Annotated in this window: 21 protein-coding genes and 1 pseudogene; 11 read left to right on the forward strand and 11 right to left on the reverse strand. The window is 61.0% G+C overall.

Going from position 1 to position 24075, the window contains the following annotated elements; all coding sequences use genetic code 11:
* Positions 1-12: 12 nt before the first annotated feature.
* Positions 13-1608 (reverse strand): ABC transporter substrate-binding protein, encoded by a 1596-nt coding sequence (locus RTX98_RS05800; RefSeq protein WP_312795225.1) that lies wholly within the window; start codon positions 1606-1608, stop codon positions 13-15.
* 246 nt (positions 1609-1854) lie between these two features.
* Here RTX98_RS05800 and RTX98_RS05805 point away from each other — a divergent pair, with 246 nt between their 5' ends.
* A complete protein-coding gene (locus RTX98_RS05805) occupies positions 1855-2370 on the forward strand; it encodes a hypothetical protein (RefSeq protein ID WP_312795226.1) in 516 nt (171 codons plus the stop codon).
* 73 nt (positions 2371-2443) lie between these two features.
* On the opposite strand, the gene RTX98_RS05810 is transcribed toward RTX98_RS05805, so the two are convergent.
* The gene (locus RTX98_RS05810) at positions 2444-2959 is read right to left on the reverse strand and encodes a MucR family transcriptional regulator (RefSeq protein WP_312795227.1); all 516 of its coding nucleotides are present in this window, start codon (positions 2957-2959) and stop codon (positions 2444-2446) included.
* A 278-nt stretch (positions 2960-3237) separates the two neighbouring features.
* On the reverse strand, positions 3238-4542 hold the full coding sequence (locus RTX98_RS05815) for an MFS transporter (RefSeq protein ID WP_312795249.1): 1305 nt from the start codon (positions 4540-4542) through the stop codon (positions 3238-3240).
* Positions 4543-4716: 174 nt separating this feature from the next.
* Between RTX98_RS05815 and cyoA the strand changes: the two genes are divergently transcribed.
* From cyoA to RTX98_RS05850, 7 genes are read left to right on the forward strand one after another with little or no spacing between them, the layout of a single operon-like run.
* Complete coding sequence (gene cyoA / locus RTX98_RS05820) at positions 4717-5901, forward strand: ubiquinol oxidase subunit II (RefSeq protein ID WP_312795251.1); 1185 nt, start codon at positions 4717-4719, stop codon at positions 5899-5901.
* A gap of 7 nt (positions 5902-5908) precedes the next feature.
* Complete coding sequence (gene cyoB, locus RTX98_RS05825) at positions 5909-7918, forward strand: cytochrome o ubiquinol oxidase subunit I (RefSeq protein WP_312795228.1); 2010 nt, start codon at positions 5909-5911, stop codon at positions 7916-7918.
* A 2-nt stretch (positions 7919-7920) separates the two neighbouring features.
* Entirely contained in the window at positions 7921-8565 is a 645-nt protein-coding gene (cyoC, locus tag RTX98_RS05830; protein ID WP_312795229.1) for a cytochrome o ubiquinol oxidase subunit III, read from the forward strand.
* Positions 8562-9038 carry a cytochrome o ubiquinol oxidase subunit IV gene (cyoD, locus tag RTX98_RS05835; protein ID WP_312795231.1) on the forward strand — a complete coding sequence of 159 codons (477 nt, stop codon included), beginning with the start codon at positions 8562-8564 and terminating at the stop codon, positions 9036-9038. The genes cyoC and cyoD overlap by 4 nt, the downstream gene beginning before the upstream one ends.
* Before the next feature lie 25 nt (positions 9039-9063).
* A complete protein-coding gene (locus RTX98_RS05840; RefSeq protein ID WP_312795233.1) occupies positions 9064-9777 on the forward strand; it encodes an SURF1 family protein in 714 nt (237 codons plus the stop codon).
* Positions 9777-11123, forward strand: coding sequence for an ATP-binding protein (locus tag RTX98_RS05845; RefSeq protein ID WP_312795252.1), 1347 nt, complete (start codon positions 9777-9779; stop codon positions 11121-11123). The genes RTX98_RS05840 and RTX98_RS05845 overlap by 1 nt, the downstream gene beginning before the upstream one ends.
* Entirely contained in the window at positions 11113-11646 is a 534-nt protein-coding gene (locus RTX98_RS05850; RefSeq protein ID WP_312795234.1) for a response regulator transcription factor, read from the forward strand. The genes RTX98_RS05845 and RTX98_RS05850 overlap by 11 nt, the downstream gene beginning before the upstream one ends.
* Positions 11647-11650: 4 nt before the next feature.
* Here RTX98_RS05850 and RTX98_RS05855 read toward each other — a convergent pair whose 3' ends face one another.
* Positions 11651-12457 (reverse strand): DeoR/GlpR family DNA-binding transcription regulator, encoded by an 807-nt coding sequence (locus RTX98_RS05855; RefSeq protein WP_312795235.1) that lies wholly within the window; start codon positions 12455-12457, stop codon positions 11651-11653.
* A gap of 163 nt (positions 12458-12620) precedes the next feature.
* Between RTX98_RS05855 and RTX98_RS05860 the strand changes: the two genes are divergently transcribed.
* On the forward strand, positions 12621-16223 hold the full coding sequence (locus tag RTX98_RS05860) for an autotransporter domain-containing protein (RefSeq protein ID WP_312795236.1): 3603 nt from the start codon (positions 12621-12623) through the stop codon (positions 16221-16223).
* Positions 16224-16295: 72 nt separating this feature from the next.
* Here RTX98_RS05860 and RTX98_RS05865 read toward each other — a convergent pair whose 3' ends face one another.
* From RTX98_RS05865 to RTX98_RS05885, 5 genes are all read right to left on the reverse strand, one after another.
* Positions 16296-17282: a glutathione S-transferase family protein gene (locus RTX98_RS05865; protein ID WP_312795237.1), complete on the reverse strand. Its 987-nt coding sequence runs from the start codon at positions 17280-17282 to the stop codon at positions 16296-16298.
* Between the two features lie 2 nt (positions 17283-17284).
* A complete protein-coding gene (locus RTX98_RS05870; RefSeq protein ID WP_312795238.1) occupies positions 17285-18148 on the reverse strand; it encodes a VOC family protein in 864 nt (287 codons plus the stop codon).
* A gap of 123 nt (positions 18149-18271) precedes the next feature.
* Positions 18272-19288, reverse strand: coding sequence for a sensor domain-containing diguanylate cyclase (locus RTX98_RS05875; RefSeq protein ID WP_312795239.1), 1017 nt, complete (start codon positions 19286-19288; stop codon positions 18272-18274).
* Positions 19289-19464: 176 nt separating this feature from the next.
* Entirely contained in the window at positions 19465-19983 is a 519-nt protein-coding gene (locus tag RTX98_RS05880; protein WP_312795240.1) for a DUF4142 domain-containing protein, read from the reverse strand.
* 25 nt (positions 19984-20008) lie between these two features.
* Positions 20009-21058, reverse strand: coding sequence for an alpha/beta hydrolase (locus RTX98_RS05885; protein ID WP_312795241.1), 1050 nt, complete (start codon positions 21056-21058; stop codon positions 20009-20011).
* Positions 21059-21395: 337 nt separating this feature from the next.
* Here RTX98_RS05885 and RTX98_RS05890 point away from each other — a divergent pair, with 337 nt between their 5' ends.
* Positions 21396-21920, forward strand: a complete 525-nt coding sequence (locus RTX98_RS05890; protein WP_312795253.1) for a sigma-70 family RNA polymerase sigma factor — start codon at positions 21396-21398, stop codon at positions 21918-21920.
* A gap of 2 nt (positions 21921-21922) precedes the next feature.
* On the opposite strand, the gene RTX98_RS05895 is transcribed toward RTX98_RS05890, so the two are convergent.
* On the reverse strand, positions 21923-22462 hold the full coding sequence (locus RTX98_RS05895) for a gluconokinase (protein WP_312795242.1): 540 nt from the start codon (positions 22460-22462) through the stop codon (positions 21923-21925).
* A 216-nt stretch (positions 22463-22678) separates the two neighbouring features.
* Here RTX98_RS05895 and purU point away from each other — a divergent pair, with 216 nt between their 5' ends.
* A complete protein-coding gene (gene purU, locus RTX98_RS05900; RefSeq protein WP_312795254.1) occupies positions 22679-23569 on the forward strand; it encodes a formyltetrahydrofolate deformylase in 891 nt (296 codons plus the stop codon).
* A gap of 62 nt (positions 23570-23631) precedes the next feature.
* Here the strand turns inward: purU and RTX98_RS05905 are convergent.
* Positions 23632-24075 (reverse strand): annotated as a pseudogene (locus RTX98_RS05905) (hypothetical protein); the annotation flags it as partial.

Raw genomic sequence — 24075 nt, forward strand, 5'->3', positions numbered from 1 at the left:
AGTCAGACGTGCTTATTCCGCCAGATCGACGCCGTCAAAGGCGAAGTCGCCGAGCGGGCTCTGCACGAAGCCGGTGACTTCCTTGCGCATCGGGACGACGGACAGGGAGTGGTCGACCGTGATCCAGGGTGCTTCCTTCTTGAAGATCACCTGAGCCTGTTCGTAGAGCTTGGTGCGCTCGGCCTGGTCGGAGCTTTCCTTGGCCTTGGTGACCAGATCGTCGAACTCCTTGTTGCACCACTGCGCGCGGTTGTTGCCGCCGATGGCGTCACAGCCGAGCAGGGTGTCGAGGAAGTTGTCCGGATCGCCATTGTCGCCGGTCCAGCCGAGGATAACCGCACCGTCGCGGTCCTTGGCCTTCGAGCGCTCGAGATACTCGGCCCATTCATAGGACACGATCTCGACATTCACGCCGACCTTGGCGAAGTCCGACTGCATCAGCTCGGCCGCGCGCCGCGCGTTCAGCATGTAAGGACGTGCAACCGGCATCGCCCAGACCTTCATCGACAGATCCTTGACGCCGGCATCTTCCAGCATCTTCTTGGCGGCTTCCGGATCGTAGGTGTCGTCCTTGACGGCGTCGTTATAGGACCACATCGTCGGCGGGATCGGGTTCTTGGCCGGCGTTGCCGCGCCCTGGAACACGGCATCGACGATCGCCTGCTTGTTCACGGCCATCGAAAGCGCCTTGCGCACTTCAACCTTGTCGAACGGCGCCTGCGTCGTGTTGAACGCGACATAAGCGATGTTGAGGCCTTCCTGCTCCTGAACGGTCAGAGCCGGGTTCGACTTCATCGCCTGCACGTCGGCAGCGTTCGGATAAGGCATCAGGTGGCATTCGCCGGCCTGCAGCTTCTGGTAGCGAACGGCCGCATCCGTGGTGATCGCGAAAACGAGATCGTCGATCTTCTGCTTGCCACCCCAGTAATCCGGATTGGCCTTGTAGCGGATCGCGGCGTCCTGCTGATACGCGACGAATTGGAACGGGCCGGTGCCCAGCGGCTGCTGGTTCAGCTTTTCCTTGGTTCCGGCAGCTTCGAGCTTGTCGGCATATTCCTTGGACATGATCGAGGCGAAAGGCATCGCCACATTAGCAAGGAACGGTGCTTCCTTGCGCTTGAGCTTGAACTTCACCGTCATGTCGTCGACCTTCTCGATCGAAGCGATCAGATCAGGGAAGCCCATGCCGGCAAAATACTCCCAGGAACCGCCAGCGATGTACTGGTTCCAGGGATTGTCCTTGTTCATCTGGCGATCGTAGGAGAAGATCACGTCGTCGGCGTTCAGATCGCGGGTCGGCGTGAAGTAGTCTGTGGTCTGGAACTTGACGCCCGAACGCAGCTTGAACGTGTATTCAAGGCCGTCCGCGGAGGTTTCATAGCTCTCGGCCAGGCCCGGCTCGGTCTCGGTCGTGCCCTTCTTGAATTCGAGAAGGCGGTTATAGACCGTGTGTGCTGCCGCATCGAACGTGGTGCCGGCGGTGTAAAGGCCCGGATCGAAGCCTTCCGGCGATCCTTCCGAGCAGAAAACGAACGTCTTTGCGCTCGCCGCTCCGCTTAGGATCGTTGCAGTCGCCAGCGCGGCCGCAAAGGTCATTTTTTTCAACATTACGCACTCCCCTGAAGTGGTTGGAGCTTGCATCCCAGTGCAGCCCTCGAGCCCGCATATAAACAGCGGGAAAATCGATTTGAAAAGCCCCATTGCTCGTTTTGCAGGCGTTGGTAAACGCGTGCCGGAACACTGCGCACAGCTATCTTGCCGCAGGCCTCATGCGCCAATCACTTTGCGGGGAGGGGGAAACAAGCAGGGGATTTGATCGTTGGGTCGTTGTATCCCCAAAGAAAGGAAAGACCCATGTCTTTCAAGAAGATGTCTTTCAAGCAAATTACTGTCGCGACGGCGTCCGCGCTGGTCCTATCGACTGCGGTTGCCAGCGCCCAGGTGGGCGGTGGATCGATCGGCGGCAGCGGCACGGTTGGCGGCAGCGGATCGGTAGGCGGTGCCACCATCGGCGGCGGCAGCGGCTCAAGCGGTAGTAGCAGCAGCGGCGGCGTTGGCAATACCAGGCCGGCACCCGGTTCGCCGGTCACGCCAAACAGCCCTAACGCAAATTCCAGCAGCCAGATCAACCGCTCGACCGGCGCTGCCAGTTCAAACGGAACGGCAGGCACTCCAAACGCGAATGGCACGTCTGCCACGACGGGCACGGAAGGGATCGAGCGGACGCCGGCCCCGGCGGTGACGCCCCCGCAAAGCATCATCGATCAGCCGAATGCGCCAAACATCCCAGCACCCAACGAGCCAAACAGCGACCCGGCGCAGCTCAATCTGCAGAATGGTCAGTCACAAAGCCCATCCACCACGCAATAAGCAGGCAGGGCTCTAATATGAATATAGCGGGTCAAGCCCGCTATATTCATATCGAATAGAAGAAATACTTGAATCACGCGTCGGATGATTCAGTGGCCGTCGCCTTCGGCTTGCGACCGCGCTTCTTTGGGGTGGGTGCGGGTTCCGGCTCAGGCTGCGCCTCCGCTTCTTCACCAGCCTTGCGGCCGAGACCGAGGCTCTTGGCGAGTTCCGAACGCTGCGCGGCGTAGTTGGGCGCAACCATCGGATAATCGGCCGGCAGACCCCACTTGCTGCGGTAATCGTCCGGCGTCATGCCGTAGCTGGTCATCAAGTGACGCTTCAGCGAGCGGAATTTTTGGCCGTTTTCCAGGCTGATCAGATAGTCCGGCGTGATCGACTTCTTGATCGGCACGGCTGGCTTCGGCGCTTCCACCGGCTCGGGGGCCTTCTGCTCGTTGCGCAGGCCGGCAAGGGCTGCATGAACTTCGCTGATCAGGATCGGCAGGTCGTTGGACCGCACCGCATTCTTCGAAACATAGGCCGAAACAATGTCCGCCGTAAGCTCGGCCAAACTACTATTGTCGAGTTCCTCTACATCATTCGCCATCAAATCAAGCTCCTTATAGCAATAGGGAGGGATTACGCGGGCACAGAGGTATAGGCAAGTAGAGTTTTCGAGTAGAACGGTTTGTGTTCCCGCTTTTACCCAACGTAAAGTAGAAGCCGTCGTGGGTCTTGCAAGGGATGTTCAGCGCAAAAAGCAAGCCTCGATCCTCTTTGCAGCCGGCAACTTACATGTGGATCGCTGATGCGAAGCAGCGTTCGTGAAGCGGTCACCTGGCGGCAGCGAAAATGCTGCCGCAATCCACGATGGCCTCTCCCGCCTTACTTTTCCCAGCGGCTGAAATACAGCGCGAGCAGTGTGACCACGGCACCCGATAGAAGATAACCGCCGGCCGCGATCAGGCCAAAATTGGCGGCAAGCAGCAGGCCGGCAAGCGGTGCGAAGCCGGCGCCGAACAACCAGGCCAGATCCGAGGTCAAAGCCGACGCGGTGTAGCGATAGCCTTTCTGGAAGTGGCTTGCGAGCGCGCCCGAAGATTGCCCGAACGACAGGCCAAGCAGGATGAAGCCGGTGATCATGAAGACGGTTTCACCTGCCGGACCGGCATCAAGAAGCTGCGGCGCGAACCCGCTGAAGGCTGCGATCGCGACGGCCGAGCCTGCAAGCAGCGTACGGCGGCCAAGCCGATCAGCGAGATAACCGGACAGAACAACAGAGGCGATGCCGAACACCGCGCCGACGCCCTCGATGATCAGGAAGCGGGCAGGGCCTTCATCCGTGTAAAGAAATACGTACGACAGCGGAAACACCGTCACCATGTGGAAAAGCGCAAAGCTCGCCAAAGGTGCGAAGCCGCCGAGAATGATGGCGGCGCCCTGCGAGCGCAGCGTGTCGAATACCGGCGAAGGCTGAAGCTCGCGCGTTTCAAACAGATGCGTGTATTCCGGCGTCGACACGATACGCAGGCGTGCAAACAGCGCCACGACGTTGATGGCGAAAGCGACATAGAAGGGATAACGCCAGCCCCAGTCGTAGAAGTCCTCTGCCCCGAGATTGCCGACAAAGAAGGCGAACAGCGCGCTGGCAACCAGAAGCCCGATCGGGGCGCCGAGCTGCGGCACCATCGCATACCAGCCGCCGCGCTTTTCCGGCGCGTTCAAGGCGAGTAGCGAGGCAAGGCCGTCCCACGTTCCGGCGAGAAACAGCCCCTGGCCGATACGAAACAGCGTCAAAGCCCAGATGGATGCCACACCGATCGTCTCATAACCGGGAATGAAAGCTACCGCGACGGTAGAGGTGCCGAGGCCGAACAGCGCGATCGTCAGCTTCACGCCCTTGCCGTAGATGCGGTCAACCACTGTGAAGATCATGGTGCCGATCGGGCGAGCGATAAAGCCCAGAGCGAAAATGGCAAAGGAATAAAGCGTCCCCATCAGCGGATCGACGAAGGGGAAAAACAGCTTCGGGAACACGATCACGGACGCGATCGCATAAACAAAGAAGTCGAAGGACTCCGAGGTGCGGCCGATCACGACGCCAACAGCGATGTCGTTGGGATTCACATCTTCGTGACGGGCATTGATGAGCCGGGCATCACGTTCGGCAGTGGCAGTCGGGTGAATCATGGTCTTCGTACCGTCAGACTTCGAGAGTGCTGCGATTGGCCCGTCAAAGCGGCTCCGGTTCGCAAGTGTGCCGTTTTGCAGCGCAATGCGCCACTTCGGCATTGGGCAAATTGTCCAATGTGGATCTATCCGTGATAAAGCTAGGTGACGAGCAGAAAAGCAAGTGTGCCGCTTATGCCTCCATTCCTTCGCCGGTTGATCTCCTTTGCCATTCTGCCTGCCCTTCTTCTGTTGGGCGGCTGTAACTTCGTGGTCATGTCGCCGTCGGGTGATATCGCCGCGCAGCAACGCGACCTGATCATCATTTCCGTGGTGCTGATGCTGATCATCATCATTCCGGTGATGGTCCTGACCGTGGTGTTTGCCATGCGGTATCGCGCGTCCAACACCGACGCGCCCTATGATCCGGATTGGGATCACTCGACCCAGCTCGAACTGGTGATCTGGGCCATTCCGCTGCTGATCATCATCTGTCTGGGCGCAGTGACCTGGATGGGCACGCATCTGCTCGACCCCTACCGTCCGCTTGACCGGATTGATGCCGCGCGTCCCGTGGCTGCCGATACCAAGCCGCTGGAAGTGAATGTCGTCGCGCTCGACTGGAAGTGGCTCTTTATCTATCCCGAATACGGCATTGCTTCCGTCAACGAACTGGCAGCGCCGGTTGATCGTCCGATCCAGTTCCGCATCACCTCGTCATCGGTGATGAACTCCTTCTATGTCCCGGCGCTGGCCGGCATGATCTACGCCATGCCCGGCATGGAAACGAAGCTTCATGCCGTGATCAACAATCCCGGTGATTACGAGGGCTTTTCCGCCAATTACAGCGGCCACGGTTTCTCGGGCATGCGCTTCCGATTCCATGGCCTCGACCAAGCTGGTTTCGATAACTGGATTGCAAAGGCGAAGGCCGAAGGCGGTGCGTTGCAGCGGCCGGACTATCTTGAGCTGGAGCGCCCGAGCGAAAACGTGCCGGTGCACTATTTCGCCACCGTCGATCCGCTTCTGTTCAATGCCATCCGCAACTTCTGCGTCGAGCCCGGCAAGATGTGCATGAGCGAAATGGCCATGATCGATGCCAAGGGCGGCACCGGCCTTGCCGGTCTCAACAACCTCTTGCCGCTGACCTACGACAAGGATGCCCGCCGCGGCTCGATCTTTGGCTCGGAACCGACTTTCGTCGCCAATATCTGCACCATCGAGGAAGCGCTCGCAGCCGGCCAGGCCGATCCCTCCAAGCCGGCCTCCATCGTCGACCGCACGCCGCTGCGCGGAATGAGCCTGCCGCGGCCCGGCACCGGCTCGGTCAACCCGTCGCTTTCACAGACATTCGGCTCCTTGCGGCCGTCGAACAGCTGAAGCCATCATGCCTGAATCATCTCCTCTCCTGACTGCCATCTTCGGCCGGCTCACTTTCGAGTCGTTCCCGATCCACGAACCGATCCTGATCGTCACCTTCATCGTGGTGGCGCTGGGCGGCCTCGGCCTCATCTACGCACTGCATCGCTACCGCCTTTGGGGCTTCCTGTGGCGCGAGTGGTTCACCTCGGTCGACCACAAGAAGATCGGCATCATGTATATGGTGCTTGGCATCGTCATGCTTCTGCGCGGCTTTGCCGATGCGATCATGATGCGCCTGCAGCAGGCTCTCGCCTTCAACGGTTCCGAAGGCTACCTCAACGCGCATCACTACGATCAGATCTTCACCGCCCACGGCGTGATCATGATCTTCTTCGTGGCCATGCCGCTGGTCACCGGCCTGATGAACTTCGTCGTGCCGTTGCAGATCGGCGCGCGCGACGTGTCCTTCCCCTTCCTGAACAATTTCTCGTTCTGGATGACGGCAGCCGGCGCGATCATCATCATGATCTCGCTGTTCGTCGGCGAGTTCGCGCAAACCGGCTGGCTGGCTTACCCGCCGCTGTCGGGCATCCAGTATAGCCCCGGCGTCGGCGTCGATTACTACATCTGGGGCCTTCAGGTCGCGGGCGTCGGCACGACGCTGTCGGGCATCAACCTGCTCGTCACCATCGTCAAGATGCGCGCGCCCGGCATGACCATGATGAAGATTCCGGTCTTCACCTGGACCTCGCTCTGCACCAACGTGCTGATCGTGGCGACCTTCCCGGTTTTGACGGCCGTGCTCGTGCTGCTTAGCCTCGACCGCTATGTCGGCACCAACTTCTTCACGAACGACTTCGGCGGCAACCCGATGATGTACGTGAACCTGATCTGGATCTGGGGCCACCCGGAAGTCTACATCCTCGTGCTGCCGGCCTTCGGCATCTTCTCCGAAGTGGTCTCGACCTTCTCTGGCAAGCGCCTGTTCGGCTACACGTCCATGGTTTACGCGACGGTGGTCATCACCATCCTGTCTTACCTCGTGTGGCTGCACCACTTCTTCACGATGGGTTCGGGCGCCAGCGTCAACTCCTTCTTCGGCATCACCACGATGATCATCTCGATCCCGACGGGCGCGAAGATCTTCAACTGGCTGTTCACGATGTATCGCGGCCGCATTCGCTTCGAACTGCCGATGATGTGGACGGTTGCCTTCATGCTGACCTTCGTAATCGGCGGCATGACCGGCGTCATGCTGGCGATCCCGCCGGCCGACTTCGTGCTGCACAACTCCCTGTTCCTGGTGGCGCATTTCCACAACGTCATCATCGGCGGCGTGCTGTTCGGCCTGTTTGCCGGGATCAACTACTGGTTCCCGAAGGCGTTCGGCTTCAAGCTCGACACGTTCTGGGGCACGCTGTCCTTCTGGTTCTGGGTTGTCGGCTTCTGGGTCGCCTTTACGCCGCTTTATGTGCTCGGCTTCATGGGCGTGACGCGTCGCCTGCGCGTGTTCGAGGATCCGTCCTTGCAGATCTGGTTCCAGATCGCGGCCTTCGGCGCCTTCCTCGTTGCCTGCGGCATCGCCTGCTTCCTGGTCCAGATCGCCGTCAGCGTATTGCGCCGCGACCAGCTCCGCGACACCACCGGCGATCCTTGGAACGGCCGTACCCTGGAATGGGCGACCGCATCGCCGCCGCCGGACTACAACTTCGCCTTCACGCCGGTGATCCACGACAATGACGCCTTCGCCGACATGAAGAAGCGCGGCTACAAGCGTCCGCTGGAAGGCTACCGAGCCATCCACATGCCGAGCAGCACCGGCACGGGCGTGTTCATTGCAGGGCTCAGCGTCGCACTCGCCTTCGGCCTGATCTGGTACATGTGGTGGTTGGCTGCGCTCTCCTTCGTCGGCATCCTGGCGATCGCGATTGCCCATACCTTCAACTATCACCGGGACTTCCACATCCCTGCGGAAACGGTCGCCGCGACGGAAGCCTCGCGTAGCAAGCTGCTGGCAACAGTGGCAGGACACTGACCATGGCAAGCGCAGTGAATACCGCCGACAACGCGGCCACCAACTCGGACGAAGTCGTATTCTACCTCGCCGACGAGCACGAACACGCCGAAGGCTCTAGCACCGCGCTCGGCTTCTGGGTCTACCTGATGAGCGATTGCCTCATCTTCGCGATCCTGTTCGCCATTTATGGCGTGCTCGGCACGAGCTATGCGGCCGGCCCAGGCCCGCAGGACCTGTTCGAACTCGAACTGGTCGCGATCAACACGGCGATGCTGCTGTTTTCGTCCATCACCTATGGCTTTGCCATGCTGCAGATGGACAAGGGCAATGTGCGCGCCACGCAGCTTTGGCTGGCGATCACCGGCGTGTTCGGCCTGTGCTTCCTCGGCATCGAACTCTACGAGTTCCACCATCTGATCGAGATCGGCGCGACGCCGCAGCGCAGCGCCTTCCTGTCGGCCTTCTTCACGCTGGTGGGCACGCACGGCCTGCATGTCACCTTCGGCATCATCTGGCTGGTGACGCTGATGGTGCAGGTCAGCATGCATGGCCTCATCCCCGCCAATCGTCGCCGGCTGATGTGCCTGTCGATGTTTTGGCACTTCCTCGACGTCATCTGGATCGGCGTCTTCACCTTCGTTTACCTGATGGGGATGCTCCGTTGAGCCAGCACGCCCACACCGCCACGCATGGCGCCGGCAGCCAGACCAAGACGGCTGAGAAGCACGCGCAGGACAATGCCGAAGACCTTCACGACGAAGGCCAGAACCACGGCAGCTATGCGAGCTACATCACGGGCTTCGTGCTGTCCGTCATTCTCACGGCCATTCCGTTCTGGCTCGTCATGCATGGCACGCTCGACAAGAACTGGACGATCTTCATCGTCATGGCAGCAGCCGTGGTGCAGATCGTCGTTCATATGATTTTCTTCCTTCATATGAACGCCAAGTCGGAAGCCGGCTGGAGTTTGATGGCGCTGTTCTTCACGCTCATCATCGTGGTGATCGTGCTCGCCGGCTCGCTTTGGGTCATGTACCACCTCAACACCAACATGATGCCGGGCATGGAGATGGACGGGCAGGGCCCTCAGACCTCGAACCCGGCACCAGGGGGAAGTCCTGACCAGCAGGGCCAATGAGGAGCGACCCGCACGCCGGCCATGGGTGGTCGGCCTGCTGCTCGGCCTGGCTGCTCTCCTGTTCGCCGGCTTCTGCGCGTTGGGCGTCTGGCAGATCGAGCGCCGCGCATGGAAGCTCGACCTGATCGAGCGCGTGGAAGCGCGGGTTCATGCCGAACCCGTGCCCGCACCGGGCCCAGCTGAATGGCCGGGGATCAATACCGGTGACGATGAGTACCGGCGCGTGTCCCTGACCGGCCGCTATTTGAACGACCGCGAAACGCTGGTGCAGGCGGTGACCGAACGCGGTGGCGGTTTCTGGGTGCTGACGCCGTTCCAGACCGATGGAACGACCACCGTCCTCGTCAATCGCGGCTTCGTGCCGCCAAACAAGCGCGATCCGTCCTCCCGCCCGCAAGGCCAGATCGCCGGTGAAACGACCGTCACCGGCCTGCTGCGCATCAGCGAGCCCGGCGGCGGCTTCCTGCGCAGCAACGATCCCACTGGCAATCGCTGGTTTTCGCGCGATGTCGCGGCGATCGCACAAGCGCGCGGGTTCGACAACGCCGCTCCCTTCTTCGTGGACGCACAGGCCGTGCCGTTACCGGATGCGCCGGTCGGTGGGCTGACGGTGCTGCGCTTCAACAACACCCATCTTGTATACGCGCTGACATGGTTCGGCTTGGCGCTGTTGATGCTGGTGGCCGCTTTTTATCTCTTGCGGGACGAACAACGCGCGCGCCGGGCGCGTTCAGCTTGATGCGGGGATCGGAACGGCAACACAAGCTGTGGTACGATCGTCTCCGCCTCGCCTGGAGCCCGACGCTGAGCCACGACGCCACAAACAAGAACAACCTTCTTTTGCTGGTGCAGCTGCGTTGGCTGGCGGTGTGCGGACAGATCATCACCATCCTGTTCGTAGGCTTCGGCCTGGGCGTTGATCTGCCCTTCCTGCCGATGGCGCTGATCCTTCTGGCGCTTGTGGCGCTCAACGTGTTCAGCCTGCTGCGCGCCCGCAGCCAATCGGCGCTGACCAACACTGAACTTTTCATCCAGCTTCTGCTCGATGTCGCGACGCTGACCGCGCAGCTTTATCTCAGTGGCGGCGCGACCAACCCCTTCATCTCGCTCTATCTCTTGCAGGTCACGCTCGGCGCTGTGCTGCTTCAGCCGTGGTCGAGCTGGGCGCTGGTGGCGCTGACGGCGCTTTGCTTCATCCTTCTGTCGCTGTTCTTCCAGCCGCTCGCTTTGCCGCATCTCCACGAAGGCGGCCTGCTGCAGCTGCATATCCAGGGCATGTTCTTCTGCTTCGTATTGACCGCGGGGCTCGTCGTTCTCTTCCTGATCCGCGCCAGCAGCAATTTGCGCGCGCGTGACGCCCGCTTGGCCGACCTGCGCCAGCAATCGGCGGAAGAGCATCACATCGTGCGCATGGGCCTGCTGGCCTCGGGTGCCGCGCACGAACTCGGCACGCCGCTAGCGACTTTGTCGGTGATCCTGAACGACTGGAAGCGTATGCCGTTGTTCGCCCGAGAACCGGAACTCACTGAAGAAATCACCGAAATGCAGAGCCAGCTCGCCCGCTGCAAGGCCATCGTATCCGGCATCCTGATGTCCTCGGGCGAAGCGCGCGGCGAGGGAATGGTGCGCACCACCGTCACTGGCTTCTTCGACGATCTCGTTGCCGAATGGCGCGCCAGCCGATCCCCGCGTCATCTGGTTTTTCAGAACGGCTTCACGCCCGACGCAGCGATCGTGTCCGACCTGTCCTTGAAGCAGGTTATCTTCAACGTGCTCGACAACGCGCATGAAGAATCGCCCAGCTGGATGAAGGTCGTAACGGCGCGCCAAGGCGACAATCTGCAGCTCACCGTCACCGATGTCGGCAAGGGCTTCTCGCAGGAAATGCTGGCCGAGATCGGCCGTCCCTACCGCTCCAGCAAGGGCCGCCCCGGCGGCGGCCTGGGCCTGTTTTTGGTGGTCAATGTCGTGCGCAAACTCGGCGGCACCGTATCGGCACGCAACCGCTCCGAAGGCGGCGCCAGTGTAACGCTGGAACTGCCTCTGTCCTCCTTGTCGGTAAAGGGGAGCGGCAATGGCCACTGACCGCTCGCTCGTGATCGTGGAAGACGATGCCAGCTTCGCCCGCGCCTTGAAACGCTCCTTCGAGCGCCGCGGCTATACGGTGCGGCTATGCGATTCCGTGCCCGCTTTGCGCGATCTGTTGACGGACTTCGCGCCGGATTATGCCGTGGTTGATCTCAAGCTTGTCGGCGGCTCCGGCCTCGAATGCGTGCAAGCCCTGCACGAACAGGACACTGACACCCGTATCGTCGTTCTCACCGGCTTTGCGAGCATCGCAACGGCGGTCGAAGCCATCAAGCTCGGCGCACGGCACTACCTCGCCAAGCCCGCCAACACCGACGACATCGAGGAAGCCTTTGGGCGCGTCGACGGCGACACCGCCGTTCCGCTAACCGAACGTCCGACCTCGCTGAAGAACCTGGAATGGGAGCGTATCCACGAAACCCTAGTGGATACCGGCTTCAACATTTCCGAAACCGCTCGCCGCCTCGGCATGCACCGCCGCACGCTGGCGCGGAAGCTGGAAAAGCGTCGCGTGACCTGACGGCTCAGGCACTCGCCTTCTGCGGAAGGTGCAGAGCGACGCCGAGGTCGGGCAGGCGCTCAGCCAGCGACCGCGGGGGCGCGCGATCAGTGACGAGGATGTCGATGTCACGCATGGAGCCGAGCCGCACCAGAGCGCCCTTGCCGAATTTGCTGTTGTCGACCGCCAGAATGCACTGCGCCGCCTGTTTCATCGCCGCCGACACGATCGCGACCTCCGTATGATCATCGTCGCAGAGATCACCGTCATCATCGATGCCGCTCACCGAAAGCACGGCATAATTGAACTTGAAGCGCCGGATGAAGTCGGCCGTGTCCTCGCCCGAAACGCCGCCATCGATCGGCCGCACGAAGCCACCGGGGATGGCCAGCGTAAAATCGGAATGCTCGCTGATCAAGGCTGCGACGCGCAGACTATAGGTGACGATCCGCAGCCGTTCCTTGGCCACCAGCGCCCGCGCAATCGCCTCGCAGGTCGTTCCGGTATCAAGGAACAGCGTTGCGCCATCGGGGATGAGGCTCGCGACAACCGCAGCAATCCGTGTCTTCTCCGCTGCCTGATCAGTCCGCCGCTGCCGGTAGGTTCCGGGATCAAGCGGGACAGCAAGCGCCACGCCGCCATGCAGGCGCCGCACCTTGCCTCGTTCTTCCAGCGCCATGATATCGCGCCGCGCCGTTTGCGTCGTGACGGAATAGCGCCGTGTGATCTCCTCGATCGAAACGTAGTGCCGCTGCTCGATCTCCCGCAGCAAGGAAGCCTGCCGCCGCGCCTTCTTGTTCGCCGCTTCCGGGCCCGCGTCTGAAACACTCATTGTTTGTGTTCAAGACTGGTCATCAGAGCCAGCATCAATGATCGCAGCAAAACCTTTACCATAGGTGAGCTCAGCTGTAGCGTAACTGACATACATCCCCACTAATGTTCGAAAACCAACATTTTCACAGCTGGTTTTCTACATCACTCGGGGGTTCTACATCATGGCTACCACAAGGGCGAGAGGCCGCACGCTCGCGGCACTCAAGGCAACAACAGCTGGCGCGATGCTGCTGGCGTTTGGCGCGGGGGCGCTGGCGCAGGAAGCACCGAAGGGCGACACGCTTCGCCTGCTCAACCTGAACATCTGGAATCGCTTCGAAAGCGATCCGACGCCGATGGCCGGCTTCATCGTCGACGGCAACTACGACGCCATCATGTTTCAGGAGGCCAAGGACTCCTACATGACGCGCATTCCGGAAATCCTGAAGGATGCTGGACGAGGCACCTATGTGGGCCGCCGTGAAGGCAGCGCGGCCATCCTGACGCGTCTTCCGGGAACGCTCGGGCACTTCCAAGCGCAGGATTTCACCAGCCAAGGCAGGAACGTACCTTTCACGACAGTCAACGCAGTCGGCACCCGGCCACAAACTACTATCGGCAGCATCCACATGGATTACTCCGATGGCTCAGCGTCTCGGCTGAGAGAAGCGAAGGCGCTCAATGCCTGGGCCAAGCAGGTCGCTGCGCCGTTGATCATATCAGGCGACTTCAATGCCGGTGACGTTTCAGAACGCGGGCTGCATCGGGTCGTGCAACAGCTGCGCACGATGAAGAGCGCCGACGGCAATTCATTGTACGCATCACTGTCCAACCAATATCTCGATGCCGGCAACCGAGCGCAATCGCTTAGGGTCATTCAAGATGCTTTCCCGGGTCAGGACATCAATAAGCTGACCTGGAAGCAATGGGCGAACGCGCTGGAAGGCGCTTACAATCAGGGCAAGGACATCGGCCTCACGCCAGAAACCTACCCAGTCGCTAGCAACACGCCGGTGACAATGAACGTCCTGAAAAAGCAGTTTATGCTTCTTCAAACCGACTCCCAGCGCGAACCATTCGCACCCCATACTTTGAACGATGGCAGTGTGACATGGCCCTCGGCAGGTGAAGACGCAACAGGCAGTGTTTGGCCGAGCTGGGATCGTGTAAAGATCGACCACTTCCTGGCGGCGCGCCCGTTCGGCAAGTGGTACGTCATTGCCGATGATCCGGCGGACAAGTCGCTCGGCACCTTGCGTGATCTTTACTCCAACGAGGATCCAGCTCGCCCCGTCTCCGACCACGACGCTGTTGCGCACGAATTCCGCTGGATCGGACCGAAGCTGGAAACCTATGCCTCCGGCGCCGCTGCCAAGACGCGCCTCGTTTGGGGCGAGGGCGCTTATGACTTCGACGGCCGCAACAAGGCGTTCTTCCTGACGCGCAACAACATGCGCAAGGACGTGTACCTTGGCCAGATCGCGGACGAGAACGGTAATCCGATCCTCGCTGGTCTGACGCTGGACGAGAAGAAGACGCTGCTGGATTGCGCCGGCACCGATGCGCGGTTTGCTAAAGCCGTGCAGGATTACTGCATCGACGACCATTCCTTCATCGGCGAAACGCTGGTCACCGATGGCGGCACGCTGATCGTGGACGAGGATGCTGCACTGGGCGGCGTCGATGCCGATCTGCGCCTGGCCAATGGCGGATTGCGGATCGCCGGTACGACGATGATCAGCCTCGACCGCGAAGTGAAGCTCGACGCTGCGGGCATCATCGACGTAGCGGATGCCGGCAATGACGTGTCGGTGAAGCGGGCGATCAGCGGGCAGGGCAGCCTGACCAAATCAGGCGCCGGTGCTTTGACGCTGGATGCCGCCAACAGCTATCTCGGCGGCACGATGGTGGAAGCCGGCATCCTGCGTGCGGGCGTCGCAGGCGCTCTGTCCAACAACATGGACTATGCGGTCAACGGCGGTCAGCTCGACCTCAACGGCTTCGATCTGACGGCGGCATCTCTGTCGGGTCTGGGCGGCACGGTTGCGCTGGGGGATGCTTCGCTGACGCTTAATCAATCGATCAACACCCGCTTTGATGGCAGCATCGAAGGCGAAGGCAGCCTGACCAAGACCGGCCAGGGCTGGCTCACCCTCAACGGCGTCAACACCTACACCGGCGGCACCACGGTGCAGAACGGTGGGCTGATCGTCGGCGATGCCGACCATGCCGGCGCGTCCATCCTGGGCAATGTTGCACTGTCCAACGGTGCGATCCTTGCCGGCAGCGGCACACTCGGCGGCCTCACCGTCGCATCAGGCGCAACCGTGTCGCCTGGCAATTCGATCGGCACGCTCAACGTTGCCGGCGATCTCACCCTGCAGGCCGGTTCGACCTACCAGGTCGAGATCGACCCGTCGGGTGCCAGCGACCGGATCAATGCCACCGGTTCCGCGCAGATCGACGGCGCCAACGTCTTCGTTCAGAAGGCACCGGGCACCTACACGCCTGGCCGCTCTTACGAGATCCTGACGGCGGCCGGCGGTGTGGATGGGCGCTTTGCGGCACTCAACCAGAACCTGCCCTTCATCGATCTCGGCTTCACCTACGATCCAACCCGCGTGACGCTTGATGTTCAGCGCAACGACGTCGCGTTCCCCGCCGTTGGCGAGACTGCCAACCAGCGTGCCGTCGCGGCTGCGGTGGAAGCGCTCGGTGGCGGCAATGCGCTCTATGATGCGGTTGTTTGGCAGAACGGCGAAGAGGCCGCACGTGCGTCCTTCGATGCGCTGTCGGGCGAAGTGCATGCGTCCACCAAAACGGCACTGATCAACGACAGTGCTGCCTTGCGCAACGCTGCCAATGAGCGCATCCGCTCTGCCTTCGCGGGTTCGGCTTCGGCCGATATGCCGGTGATGTCCTATGCGGACGGCGCCCAAGCCGTGCAGCCGGCTGGCGCTGCCGGTCCGGCTCTCTGGACGCAAGCCTTCGGCGTGTGGAGCACAACCAAATCCACCAGCGAAACGGCTGAACTCGAACAGTCCACCGGCGGCTTCTTCACGGGCTTCGACGGTGCGCTGTCCGAGACCTGGCGCCTGGGCCTGATGGCCGGCTACAGCCGCTCCTCCTTCGACGTGGACGGTCTCCGCTCGTCGGCCGACAGCGACAACTACCATCTCGGCGTTTACGGCGGCGGTGAGTGGAATAGAACCGCGTTGCGCGCCGGCATCGGCTACAGCTGGCATTCCGTGGAAACCAGCCGCTCGGTTGCCTTCCCCGGCTTCAGCGACGGCTTGTCGGGCGACTATGATGCCGGCACGTTCCAGGCCTTTGGTGAACTGTCGCATCGCTTCGATGTCGGCCAGGCCGCGCTCGAGCCCTTCGCCAACCTGGCTTATGTCAGCTTGGATACGGACGGCTTCTCGGAACGCGGCGGAGCGGCTGCCCTGTCGATCGAGGACGGTTCGATGGACACGACCTTCACCACGTTGGGTCTGCGCGCTTCGGCTCCGTTCAACCTCGGCAGCGTGGCCGCACAGGCTCGCGGGCTGATCGGCTGGCAGCACGCTTATGGCGACACCACGCCGAACACCAATGTCGCCTTCGCCGGCGGCGGCGCGTTCGATGTCACGGGTGCAGCAGTTGTAGAAGACACCGCGCTCGTTGAAGCCGGCATCGACTTCACCCTAAGCAAGAACGCCACGCTTGGCGTGCAGTATGGCGGCCAGTTCGGCTCGGACTTCACCCAGAACGCCGTGAAGGCCAAGTTCAGCCTGAGCTTCTGATCAAACTGAGTTTACACGAACGATAAAGGCCCGCGTCGCAAACGGCGCGGGTCTTTTTGCTAGGAGCGGTGCTCAGGCAGCCGCCGCAAGCGGCAGCTTCACCGGACACAATCCCGGCAGCTCCGGGCCGACCGGAACGATGCCGTTCGGGTTCAGCGCCTTGATCGAGTAATAGCCTTGCTTGATGTGGTCGATATCGACTGTCTCGCGCACGCCAGGCACCGCCAGCATGGTATCGAGATAACCATACAGATATGGGTAATCGGCAATGCGCTTGAGGTTCGTCTTGAACAGCCCGTAATAAGCGGCATCGAACCGCACCAGCGTCACCAACAGCCGGATATCGGCTTCCGTCAGTGTTTCGCCAACGAGGAAGCGCCGGCCGTCACTTAGCCGGCTTTCCAGCGTTTCCAGCATGGCAAAGACATCGTTGAACGCCTCCTCGTAAGCGAGCTGCGTGGTGGCGAAGCCGGCGCGGTAGACGCCATTGTTCAGCTTGGGATAGATCTCGGCGTTCAGTGCTTCGATCTCGCCGCGCAAGGCTTCGGGATAGAAGTCGAACGTCTCATCCGCCAGATCGCCGAAGCCGCTGTTGAGCATGCGCAGGATGTCGGCGGATTCGTTGTTGACGACCGTGCCGCGCTGCTTGTCCCACAACACCGGCACCGTCGCGCGGCCGGTGAAATGCGGATCGGCGCGCGTATAATGCTCGTGCATATAGGTCGCGCCGTTGACCGCATCCTCGGTCGCGCCGGGATAGGAGCCGAAGCGCCAGCCTTGGTCGGTCAGCACCGGCTCCACGATCGACAATGAGATCGCATCTTCCAGCCCCTTCAGGCTGCGGCCGATCAGCGTGCGCGAGGCCCAGGGGCAGATCAGCGCGACATAAAGATGGTAGCGGCCGGCTTCCGCCTTGAAGCCGCCTTCGCCGGTCGGGCCGGCGCTGCCATCGGGCGTCACCCAGTTGCGGAAGCTCGACGTTTGGCGAACGAAGCCGCCTTTGGCATCCTTGGCCTGGACCGGTTGCCAGTCTTCCGTCCACTTGCCGTCAACCAGCATGATCAAATCTCCTTCTGGCTCAGGCTAAGCGATGTGCCCCAAGGGTCTTCGACCCGGATGCCGCTCGTTTGCTGGTGCAAAGCGATGCCCGCTTCTTCGAGCCGGGCAGCCGTCTTGTCGTAAGTCTCGGCATCGGCGGCCAGAAGTTCGACCTCGCGCAGACCAGTGGAGCCGGGCACGCGCTTGGCCGCATTGCGGCTGTTCCAGATGTTGCCGGCGAGGTGATGATGATAGCCGCCCGAGCTATAGAAGCTCGCGCCGGGATAGCGCGCGGTGATGTCGAGGCCGAGCGCATCGGCGTAGAAGGCATCGGCCTCAGGCGTGGCGCCAACCTGCAGATGCACATGCCCGATTATCGATCCCGCCGGTGCGGCCTGCCACTCCAGTCCCGCCGCCGCAGCGCGCAGGTTTTCGATGTCGAGCCGCTCCGTGGTCATACCGAGCTTGCCACTGGCATAAGGCCATTCGGAAGAGGGGCGGTCGGCATAGACTTCGATGCCGTTGCCTTCCGGATCGGCAAGATAAAGGGCTTCGCTCACCGCATGGTCGGATGCGCCCTGGATGGAGAAGCGGTTGCGGGCGAGATAATCGATCCAACTGCCGAGATCGGCGCGGGTCGGAAGCAGGAAGGCGGTGTGAAACAGACCGGCGTCACGAGCCGACGAGCGGGGCGCTGAAGGATCGCCTACCAATTCCAGAAAGACGCTATCGCCGACACCAAGCCGCGCAACCCCATCCGTTTGATCCACAAGAGCAAGGCCCAACACGCTCTGGTAAAAGGCGCTGACCCCTGCGAGATCGTTCACCGTCAGCGTGACCTTACCGATCCGCAGCGGTGTGGAAGATGAGGTGACAGGGGTGGGCATCGAGGATCTTGCTCCCATTGCAGGACGCGGCTGTGTTGCCGCTGCATGATCGTAAGATGCCTACGCCGTATCGTTCACGCTAGGTCACGGTTCGGCGATTGATCGTTCGAAAAAGAAGAACGATCAATCTTGTTTCTGTTGGTCCATCTTCATCTCGGCCTGAAGATTGACAACGCAATTGCGCCCGCGCGATTTGGCCATGTAAAGGCCGGCATCGGCAAGGCCGAGCAGGGCATTCAGCTCTTTCGCCTCTGGTTCCACCGTCGCAATGCCGAAGCTGGACGTCGCCGACAGCGCCACATTGCCAACGTCGATCCTGGCCGCAGCAATCGCCTTGCGGATCTTCTCGGCGATCCGCAGAGCGTCTTTCCCTTCGCTGCCGGGCAGGAGAATGGCGAACTCCTCGCCGCCCAGCCGGCCGATCAGGTCGGTCGAGCGGATTTGTGCCTGGCAGATACCGGCGACCTCGGACAGAACGCGGTCGCCTGTTGCGTGGCCATAGGTGTCGTTGATCGATTTGAAGCGGTCGATATCGAGCATGATGATGGAGGAGGGGCGATCCTGTCGGTCCATCAGCGCCAGCACCTGCTTGGCCTGGCCGTTGAAGGCGCGCCGCGTCAGGACCTTGGTGAGCACATCGATTTCGGCGGTGCGGCGCAGTTCGAGCTCATGCATGACGATGGCGGCCAGGTCGGTCAGCACCTCAAGGTTGGTTGGCGTGAACGATCGCGGCTTGTTGTCGATCGCGCAAAGCGTGCCGAGGGTAAAGCCTTCCAGCGTGCGCAAGGGAATGCCGGCATAAAAACGCATATGCGCCGGACCAGTCACGAAGGGATTGTCCTTCAGCCTGTCATCTTCGCTGAGGTCGGGAATGACAACTGGCTCGCCGCTTTGCAGCACCAGGCGACAGAAGGTGACCTTGCGGTCAAGATTGTTGTCGGGCAGGCCGATGCAGGCTTTCGTCCACTGCCGGTCGGCGGCAATCATCGAGATAAAGGCGATCGGCACATCGAAGATGTTGCGCACCAGCCGCACCACCCGGTCGAAGGCTTCTTCGCGCGGCGTGTCGAGAATGTCGTAGCTTTGCAGGGCCGCCAGACGCAGATGCTCATCGACGGTTCCGCCATCGAGGCGCGGCATACGCATTTGCGTGGAAGGATGTGGCATAAATCAAGTCCCGGCAGATCTTGCGGGGAACAGTGTCGGCGCGAACGACCTAAGAAGTCGTTGCCGAAACAGTCGATATTCAAGCTTTCCAGTCTCAAGAACAAAACGGCCCGCGCTTGATATGCGGGCCGTTCATTGATGTCACACACTTACTTCTTGGCGACGATCTTCTTGATATGATCCATGTGCATCTCAAGTGCAGGCAAAGTGTTCTTTGCAAAGGCGACGACTTTCTCGTCGTCACCCGAACCTGCATAGGTGCGGAATAGCATCACGGCTTCCATATGCGCCTGCGTCTGCATGTCGATGTAAAGCGCGTCGAAGTCCTTGCCTTCGGCATTTTCCAACAGCTTCATCATCGCGGCATGCTTGGGAGCATACTTCATTGGCGGGGTCTGTCCCGCTGCCTTCAGATCTTCGCCAGCCTTGGTGTGATCCTTGATCATATGCTTGGCGAAGGCCTGGATGTCTTCGTCCTTGGACTTCTGCTCGGCAAGCTTGCTGGACTCGATCTCAAACATGTTCGAGCTGGCGACCATCTCGACGAATTTCGGCGTTTCCACCTTCATCGCCGCAGCAGCCTTGTCTGGATCGCCAGCCTTTTCCTGCGCCATCGCGGAGGAGGCGAGAAGAAGGCTGATGGCAACGGCACTGAGGACCTGTTTCATGGGTCTGGTTCCTTTTAAGGGACAGTTACTTGGTCTTGGCGAAAGCAGCCTTCAGGTCGGCAACGGCGAGATCCGTGGCTTCCTTGGCTGATGGTACGACCTTGGCCATGCCGAAGAACTCATGCGTCACGCCGGGATAGGTCTTGGCATTCACCTCGACACCGGCTTCCTTCAGCTTGGCGGCATAGGCCTGGCCTTCGGAACGCAGTGGGTCGATTTCGGCGGTGATCACGGTTGCCGATGGCAAACCCTTGAGGTCGGTGCGGCCAACCAGGTTCAAACGCTCGTCCTTGGTTTCATCCATGGACGGGAACACGTTCTTCACGAACCATTCCATATCCGCCTTGCCGAGCGGCTTGGCTTCCGCGTTTTCCTTGTAGGACTCGGTGTTCATGTCGTTGCCGGCCACCGGGTAGACCAGCAACTGGTGAACGGGCTGGGTGGTCTCGTTCTTCTTGGCCATCAGCGCGACATTGGCAGCAAGGTTGCCGCCAGCACTTTCGCCTGCAACCGCGATGCGCTTGGCGTCGCCGTTCAGCGTGTGAACATTCTCGACCGCCCAGGTGTAAGCGTTCCAGGCATCTTCATGCGCTGCCGGGAACTTGTTTTCCGGGGCGTGGCGATATTCAACCGAGATCACGATCGCATTGGCACCGGCAGCGAGCGCGCGCGGCGTTGCGTCATAGACGTTGATGTCGGCAATGACCCAGCCGCCGCCGTGGAAATACACGACCACTGGCAAGGCTTCCTTGGCGGCACCATCCGGCGTGTAAACGCGGGCGGCAAGCGCGCCGTTTTTCGTGGGAATGCTGATGTCCTTGGTGAGGACCTTGGATTCCGGCGCAGACGGAATTCTCTTTTCCAGCTGCACAGCCTTGGCGGCATCAGCAGGCGTCGCCTGGCTGCGGGCATCCGGCACAGACAGCGTATGGATCGGCTTGACCTCGAGATCGGTCAGCTTGTCGAGCACGGCCTTCATTTCCGGAGAGGGGTCTGCAGCAAACGCTGCGGGCGGGAAGATAACGCTGGCCGCGAGCAGGGCGACGGCTGCGAACCGGTTCGATGTCATATGCATGGGCTTGCCTCGTGTTGGGTGTCCTGTGCAACCGAGAGCTCAGCGGAAAGTTCCTTTGATTTCAGCGTATTAGAAGTGTCTCATCTGTCATATGTTAGCCGACAGCCGATCGCTTGGGCGGCGGCTGGAGTGCGTTCAGCGGAACGCGCAGCATTTATTGCGTTGCCCTTAACTTATGTGCTCGCGGATTGCGTCTGCCTGTGAAATCCTACACCTTGTCTCGGGAGTGGAGTGATCAGTGAGCTTGGACGCAACCGACCATCTGACGATCGAGAGAGCTGACACTTCTGCGGTGCAGGAGCTGGCATCCTCTGCGATGCCGCAGGCGTCGGCTGAAATGGTCGCGCTGATCCCGGCCTTGCGGGCCTTTGCACGAACCTTCTGTCCAGAGCCCTCCGATGCCGACGATCTCGTGCAGGAAACGCTGATGAAAGGCATTGCCAACATCCGCCAGTTCCAGCCGGGAACGCGTCTCAAGTCTTGGCTCTTCACCATCATGCGCAACACGTTCTACACGCGCGCCAAGCTGCGCAAGCGCGAAGCGCCGGGTGGGGCAGATTGCGTTTCGTCGCTGCCGACAGCGGAAGCCACACAGGAATGGACCATTCGCGGTACCGAAATCGAGGTCGCGATCAACGCTCTGCCATCGCAACAGCGCGAAGTGCTGATCCTGATCGGCGTGCTTGGCATTTCCTATGAGGAATCCGCCCGCATCTGCAATTGCGCCATTGGCACGATCAAAAGCCGACTTAACCGCGCGCGATCCACGCTGCTGGAGCTTCTGGGTGAAACGTCGCCCCGAACCGCAATCGAGGCCTATACGCCGATGGTCAGGCCGCTGCAGGCAAGCGCGGCAGCTTGATCTCAGGCGACGGCAGGCTCTGCGCCACCCTCAATCGCTTTCACCAGCGCGTCCACCACGGCAACCGGCTCGGCATCGATCGAAACGGTGATCGCATCTTCGTCGAACTCGGGCACCTGCAAGGCCGCGAACTGGCTGTCGAGCAGTGACAGCGGCATGAAGTGCCGTTCGCGCTTGCCCATCCGCTCGGCGATCAAAGCCCGCGAACCGTCAAGATAAAGAAACGTCACCGGCCGCCCGGCAGCGGCCCGAATTTGATCGCGGTAGCTTCGCTTCAAGGCCGAGCAACCGACGATCAGCCGCTGCGCATGCCCATGCAGCGTTTCGCCGACAGCCTGCAGCCACGGTGCGCGGTCCTCGTCTGTCAGGGGGATGCCCTGCGCCATCTTGTCGATGTTGCCCTGCGGATGCAGGTCGTCACCATCGATGAAGTCGGCATCGAGCTTCGCGGCAAGCATCTGCCCGATAAAGGTCTTGCCCGATCCCGCCACGCCCATGATGACGAAGTGGGTGGAAACGGGGCGTGCGGTGATGGTCTGCATGGTCCTTCTATAAAGCAAGGCCGCCAACCGCCCAAGCCGGAAAGCGGTGGGCTCAGATCTCGGCATGCCCATCTTTTCGCATCACAGAAAGCCCTTGCACCGGGAAGACGCTGGATTATCAGGGGACGTCGATTTCTGACGAGCCGTTGCGGTAAACTTCAGCGAAATCCTAGACGGCCGGCCAAGGGGAGGGTTCCAATGTCGAAAGCTGCATCAATGCCTGCAACGAAGTTCATCCTAACGGTCACGTGCAAATCCACACGCGGCATCGTTGCGGCGCTGTCCGGCTACCTTGCCGAAAAAGGCTGCAACATCATCGACGCCTCGCAGTTCGACGATCTTGATACCGGCCGCTTCTTCGTACGCATCAGCGTCGTGTCGGAAGAAGGCGTCAGCCTCGACGAACTCACCCATGGCCTACAGCCGATCGTCGAGCGTTTCGACATGAATGCCGAGATCCACGATGCCGACAAGCGCATGAAGGTCATGCTGATGGTGTCGCGCTTCGGCCATTGCCTGAACGACCTGCTTTACCGTTGGCGCATCGGCGCCCTGCCGATCGATATCGTCGGCGTGGTGTCGAACCATCTTGACTACCAGAAGGTCGTCGTGAACCACGACATCCCCTTCCACCACATTCCGGTCACCAAGGAAAACAAGCAGCAGGCGGAAGCCCGCATCATGGAGCTGGTGGAAAGCTCCGGCACCGACCTGATCGTGCTCGCCCGCTACATGCAGGTCCTGTCGGACACGATGTGCAGACAAATGTCCGGCAAGATCATCAACATCCACCATTCCTTCCTGCCGTCCTTCAAGGGCGCCAACCCCTACAAGCAAGCCTATCAGCGCGGCGTGAAGCTGATCGGCGCGACCGGCCATTATGTGACGGCCGATCTGGACGAAGGTCCGATCATCGAGCAGGACACGGTGCGCGTAACCCATGCGCAGAGCCCGGAGGATTATGTTTCGATGGGCCGCGATGTGGAAGCGCAGGTTTTGGCCCGAGCCATCCACGCCCATATCCATCGCCGCGTATTCCTCAACGGCAATAAGACCATCGTCTTCCCGGCAAGCCCCGGCAGCTACGCGTCGGAACGTATGGGCTAACCCCAAAACAAAAAGGCCCGGCTGCGAACAGCCGGGCCTTTTCAAATTGCGATCGCGGGTTCTTAGAACTGCGACGAACCCTGCGTCGGCTTCGAGCCTTCAAAACCCTGGTTGTCATCCGAAGGCTTGTCTTCGTCCGACGAAGTCGAGCCCAGCTTGTCACGAGCGGCTTCTTCGCCGGCGCGCGCGGCCGACTTGATCACCGAGCTGACACGGTCGGCCAGATGAAGGTCGCCGACTTCGACGCCAGCCGGGTTCAGGCCCTGCTTCTCAGCTTCGGACTTGGCCGCGGCATAGGTCTCGGTTGCGACTTCCTTGGCGTGGTCGAGGCCTTCGGAAGCCAGGTTCTTCGCCTGCTCCTTCAGGTTGTCGCTGTATTTGCCGAGCTGCTCGTCTTCCGTCTGCGTGCGCGGCAGAAGCGTGCCGATCAGCGCGCCGATGGCCAAGCCGACAGCCGCGGTCGCCAGCGGTTCGCGGTTGAACAAATCGGACGCAGAGTCCGCCAG

This window comes from Tianweitania sp., from assembly GCF_032053605.1.
In the GTDB taxonomy this organism is placed as follows: Bacteria; Pseudomonadota; Alphaproteobacteria; order Rhizobiales; family Rhizobiaceae; genus Tianweitania.

Excerpts from the sequence above, each read along its gene's own strand:
- RTX98_RS05810 (WP_312795227.1), bottom strand. The coding sequence starts at position 2,959 with ATGGCGAATGATGTAGAGGAACTCGACAATAGTAGTTTGGCCGAGCTT.
- RTX98_RS05815 (WP_312795249.1), bottom strand. The coding sequence starts at position 4,542 with ATGATTCACCCGACTGCCACTGCCGAACGTGATGCCCGGCTCATCAAT.
- RTX98_RS05805 (WP_312795226.1), top strand. The coding sequence starts at position 1,855 with ATGTCTTTCAAGAAGATGTCTTTCAAGCAAATTACTGTCGCGACGGCG.
- RTX98_RS05885 (WP_312795241.1), bottom strand. The coding sequence starts at position 21,058 with ATGCATATGACATCGAACCGGTTCGCAGCCGTCGCCCTGCTCGCGGCC.
- RTX98_RS05875 (WP_312795239.1), bottom strand. The coding sequence starts at position 19,288 with ATGCCGCGCCTCGATGGCGGAACCGTCGATGAGCATCTGCGTCTGGCG.
- RTX98_RS05855 (WP_312795235.1), bottom strand. The coding sequence starts at position 12,457 with ATGAGTGTTTCAGACGCGGGCCCGGAAGCGGCGAACAAGAAGGCGCGG.
- RTX98_RS05890 (WP_312795253.1), top strand. The coding sequence starts at position 21,396 with ATGGTCGCGCTGATCCCGGCCTTGCGGGCCTTTGCACGAACCTTCTGT.
- RTX98_RS05865 (WP_312795237.1), bottom strand. The coding sequence starts at position 17,282 with ATGCTGGTTGACGGCAAGTGGACGGAAGACTGGCAACCGGTCCAGGCC.
- cyoC (WP_312795229.1), top strand. The coding sequence starts at position 7,921 with ATGGCAAGCGCAGTGAATACCGCCGACAACGCGGCCACCAACTCGGAC.
- cyoA (WP_312795251.1), top strand. The coding sequence starts at position 4,717 with ATGCCTCCATTCCTTCGCCGGTTGATCTCCTTTGCCATTCTGCCTGCC.
- RTX98_RS05870 (WP_312795238.1), bottom strand. The coding sequence starts at position 18,148 with ATGCCCACCCCTGTCACCTCATCTTCCACACCGCTGCGGATCGGTAAG.
- RTX98_RS05880 (WP_312795240.1), bottom strand. The coding sequence starts at position 19,983 with ATGAAACAGGTCCTCAGTGCCGTTGCCATCAGCCTTCTTCTCGCCTCC.
- RTX98_RS05800 (WP_312795225.1), bottom strand. The coding sequence starts at position 1,608 with ATGTTGAAAAAAATGACCTTTGCGGCCGCGCTGGCGACTGCAACGATC.
- cyoB (WP_312795228.1), top strand. The coding sequence starts at position 5,909 with ATGCCTGAATCATCTCCTCTCCTGACTGCCATCTTCGGCCGGCTCACT.
- RTX98_RS05860 (WP_312795236.1), top strand. The coding sequence starts at position 12,621 with ATGGCTACCACAAGGGCGAGAGGCCGCACGCTCGCGGCACTCAAGGCA.
- RTX98_RS05850 (WP_312795234.1), top strand. The coding sequence starts at position 11,113 with ATGGCCACTGACCGCTCGCTCGTGATCGTGGAAGACGATGCCAGCTTC.
- purU (WP_312795254.1), top strand. The coding sequence starts at position 22,679 with ATGCCTGCAACGAAGTTCATCCTAACGGTCACGTGCAAATCCACACGC.
- RTX98_RS05845 (WP_312795252.1), top strand. The coding sequence starts at position 9,777 with ATGCGGGGATCGGAACGGCAACACAAGCTGTGGTACGATCGTCTCCGC.
- RTX98_RS05895 (WP_312795242.1), bottom strand. The coding sequence starts at position 22,462 with ATGCAGACCATCACCGCACGCCCCGTTTCCACCCACTTCGTCATCATG.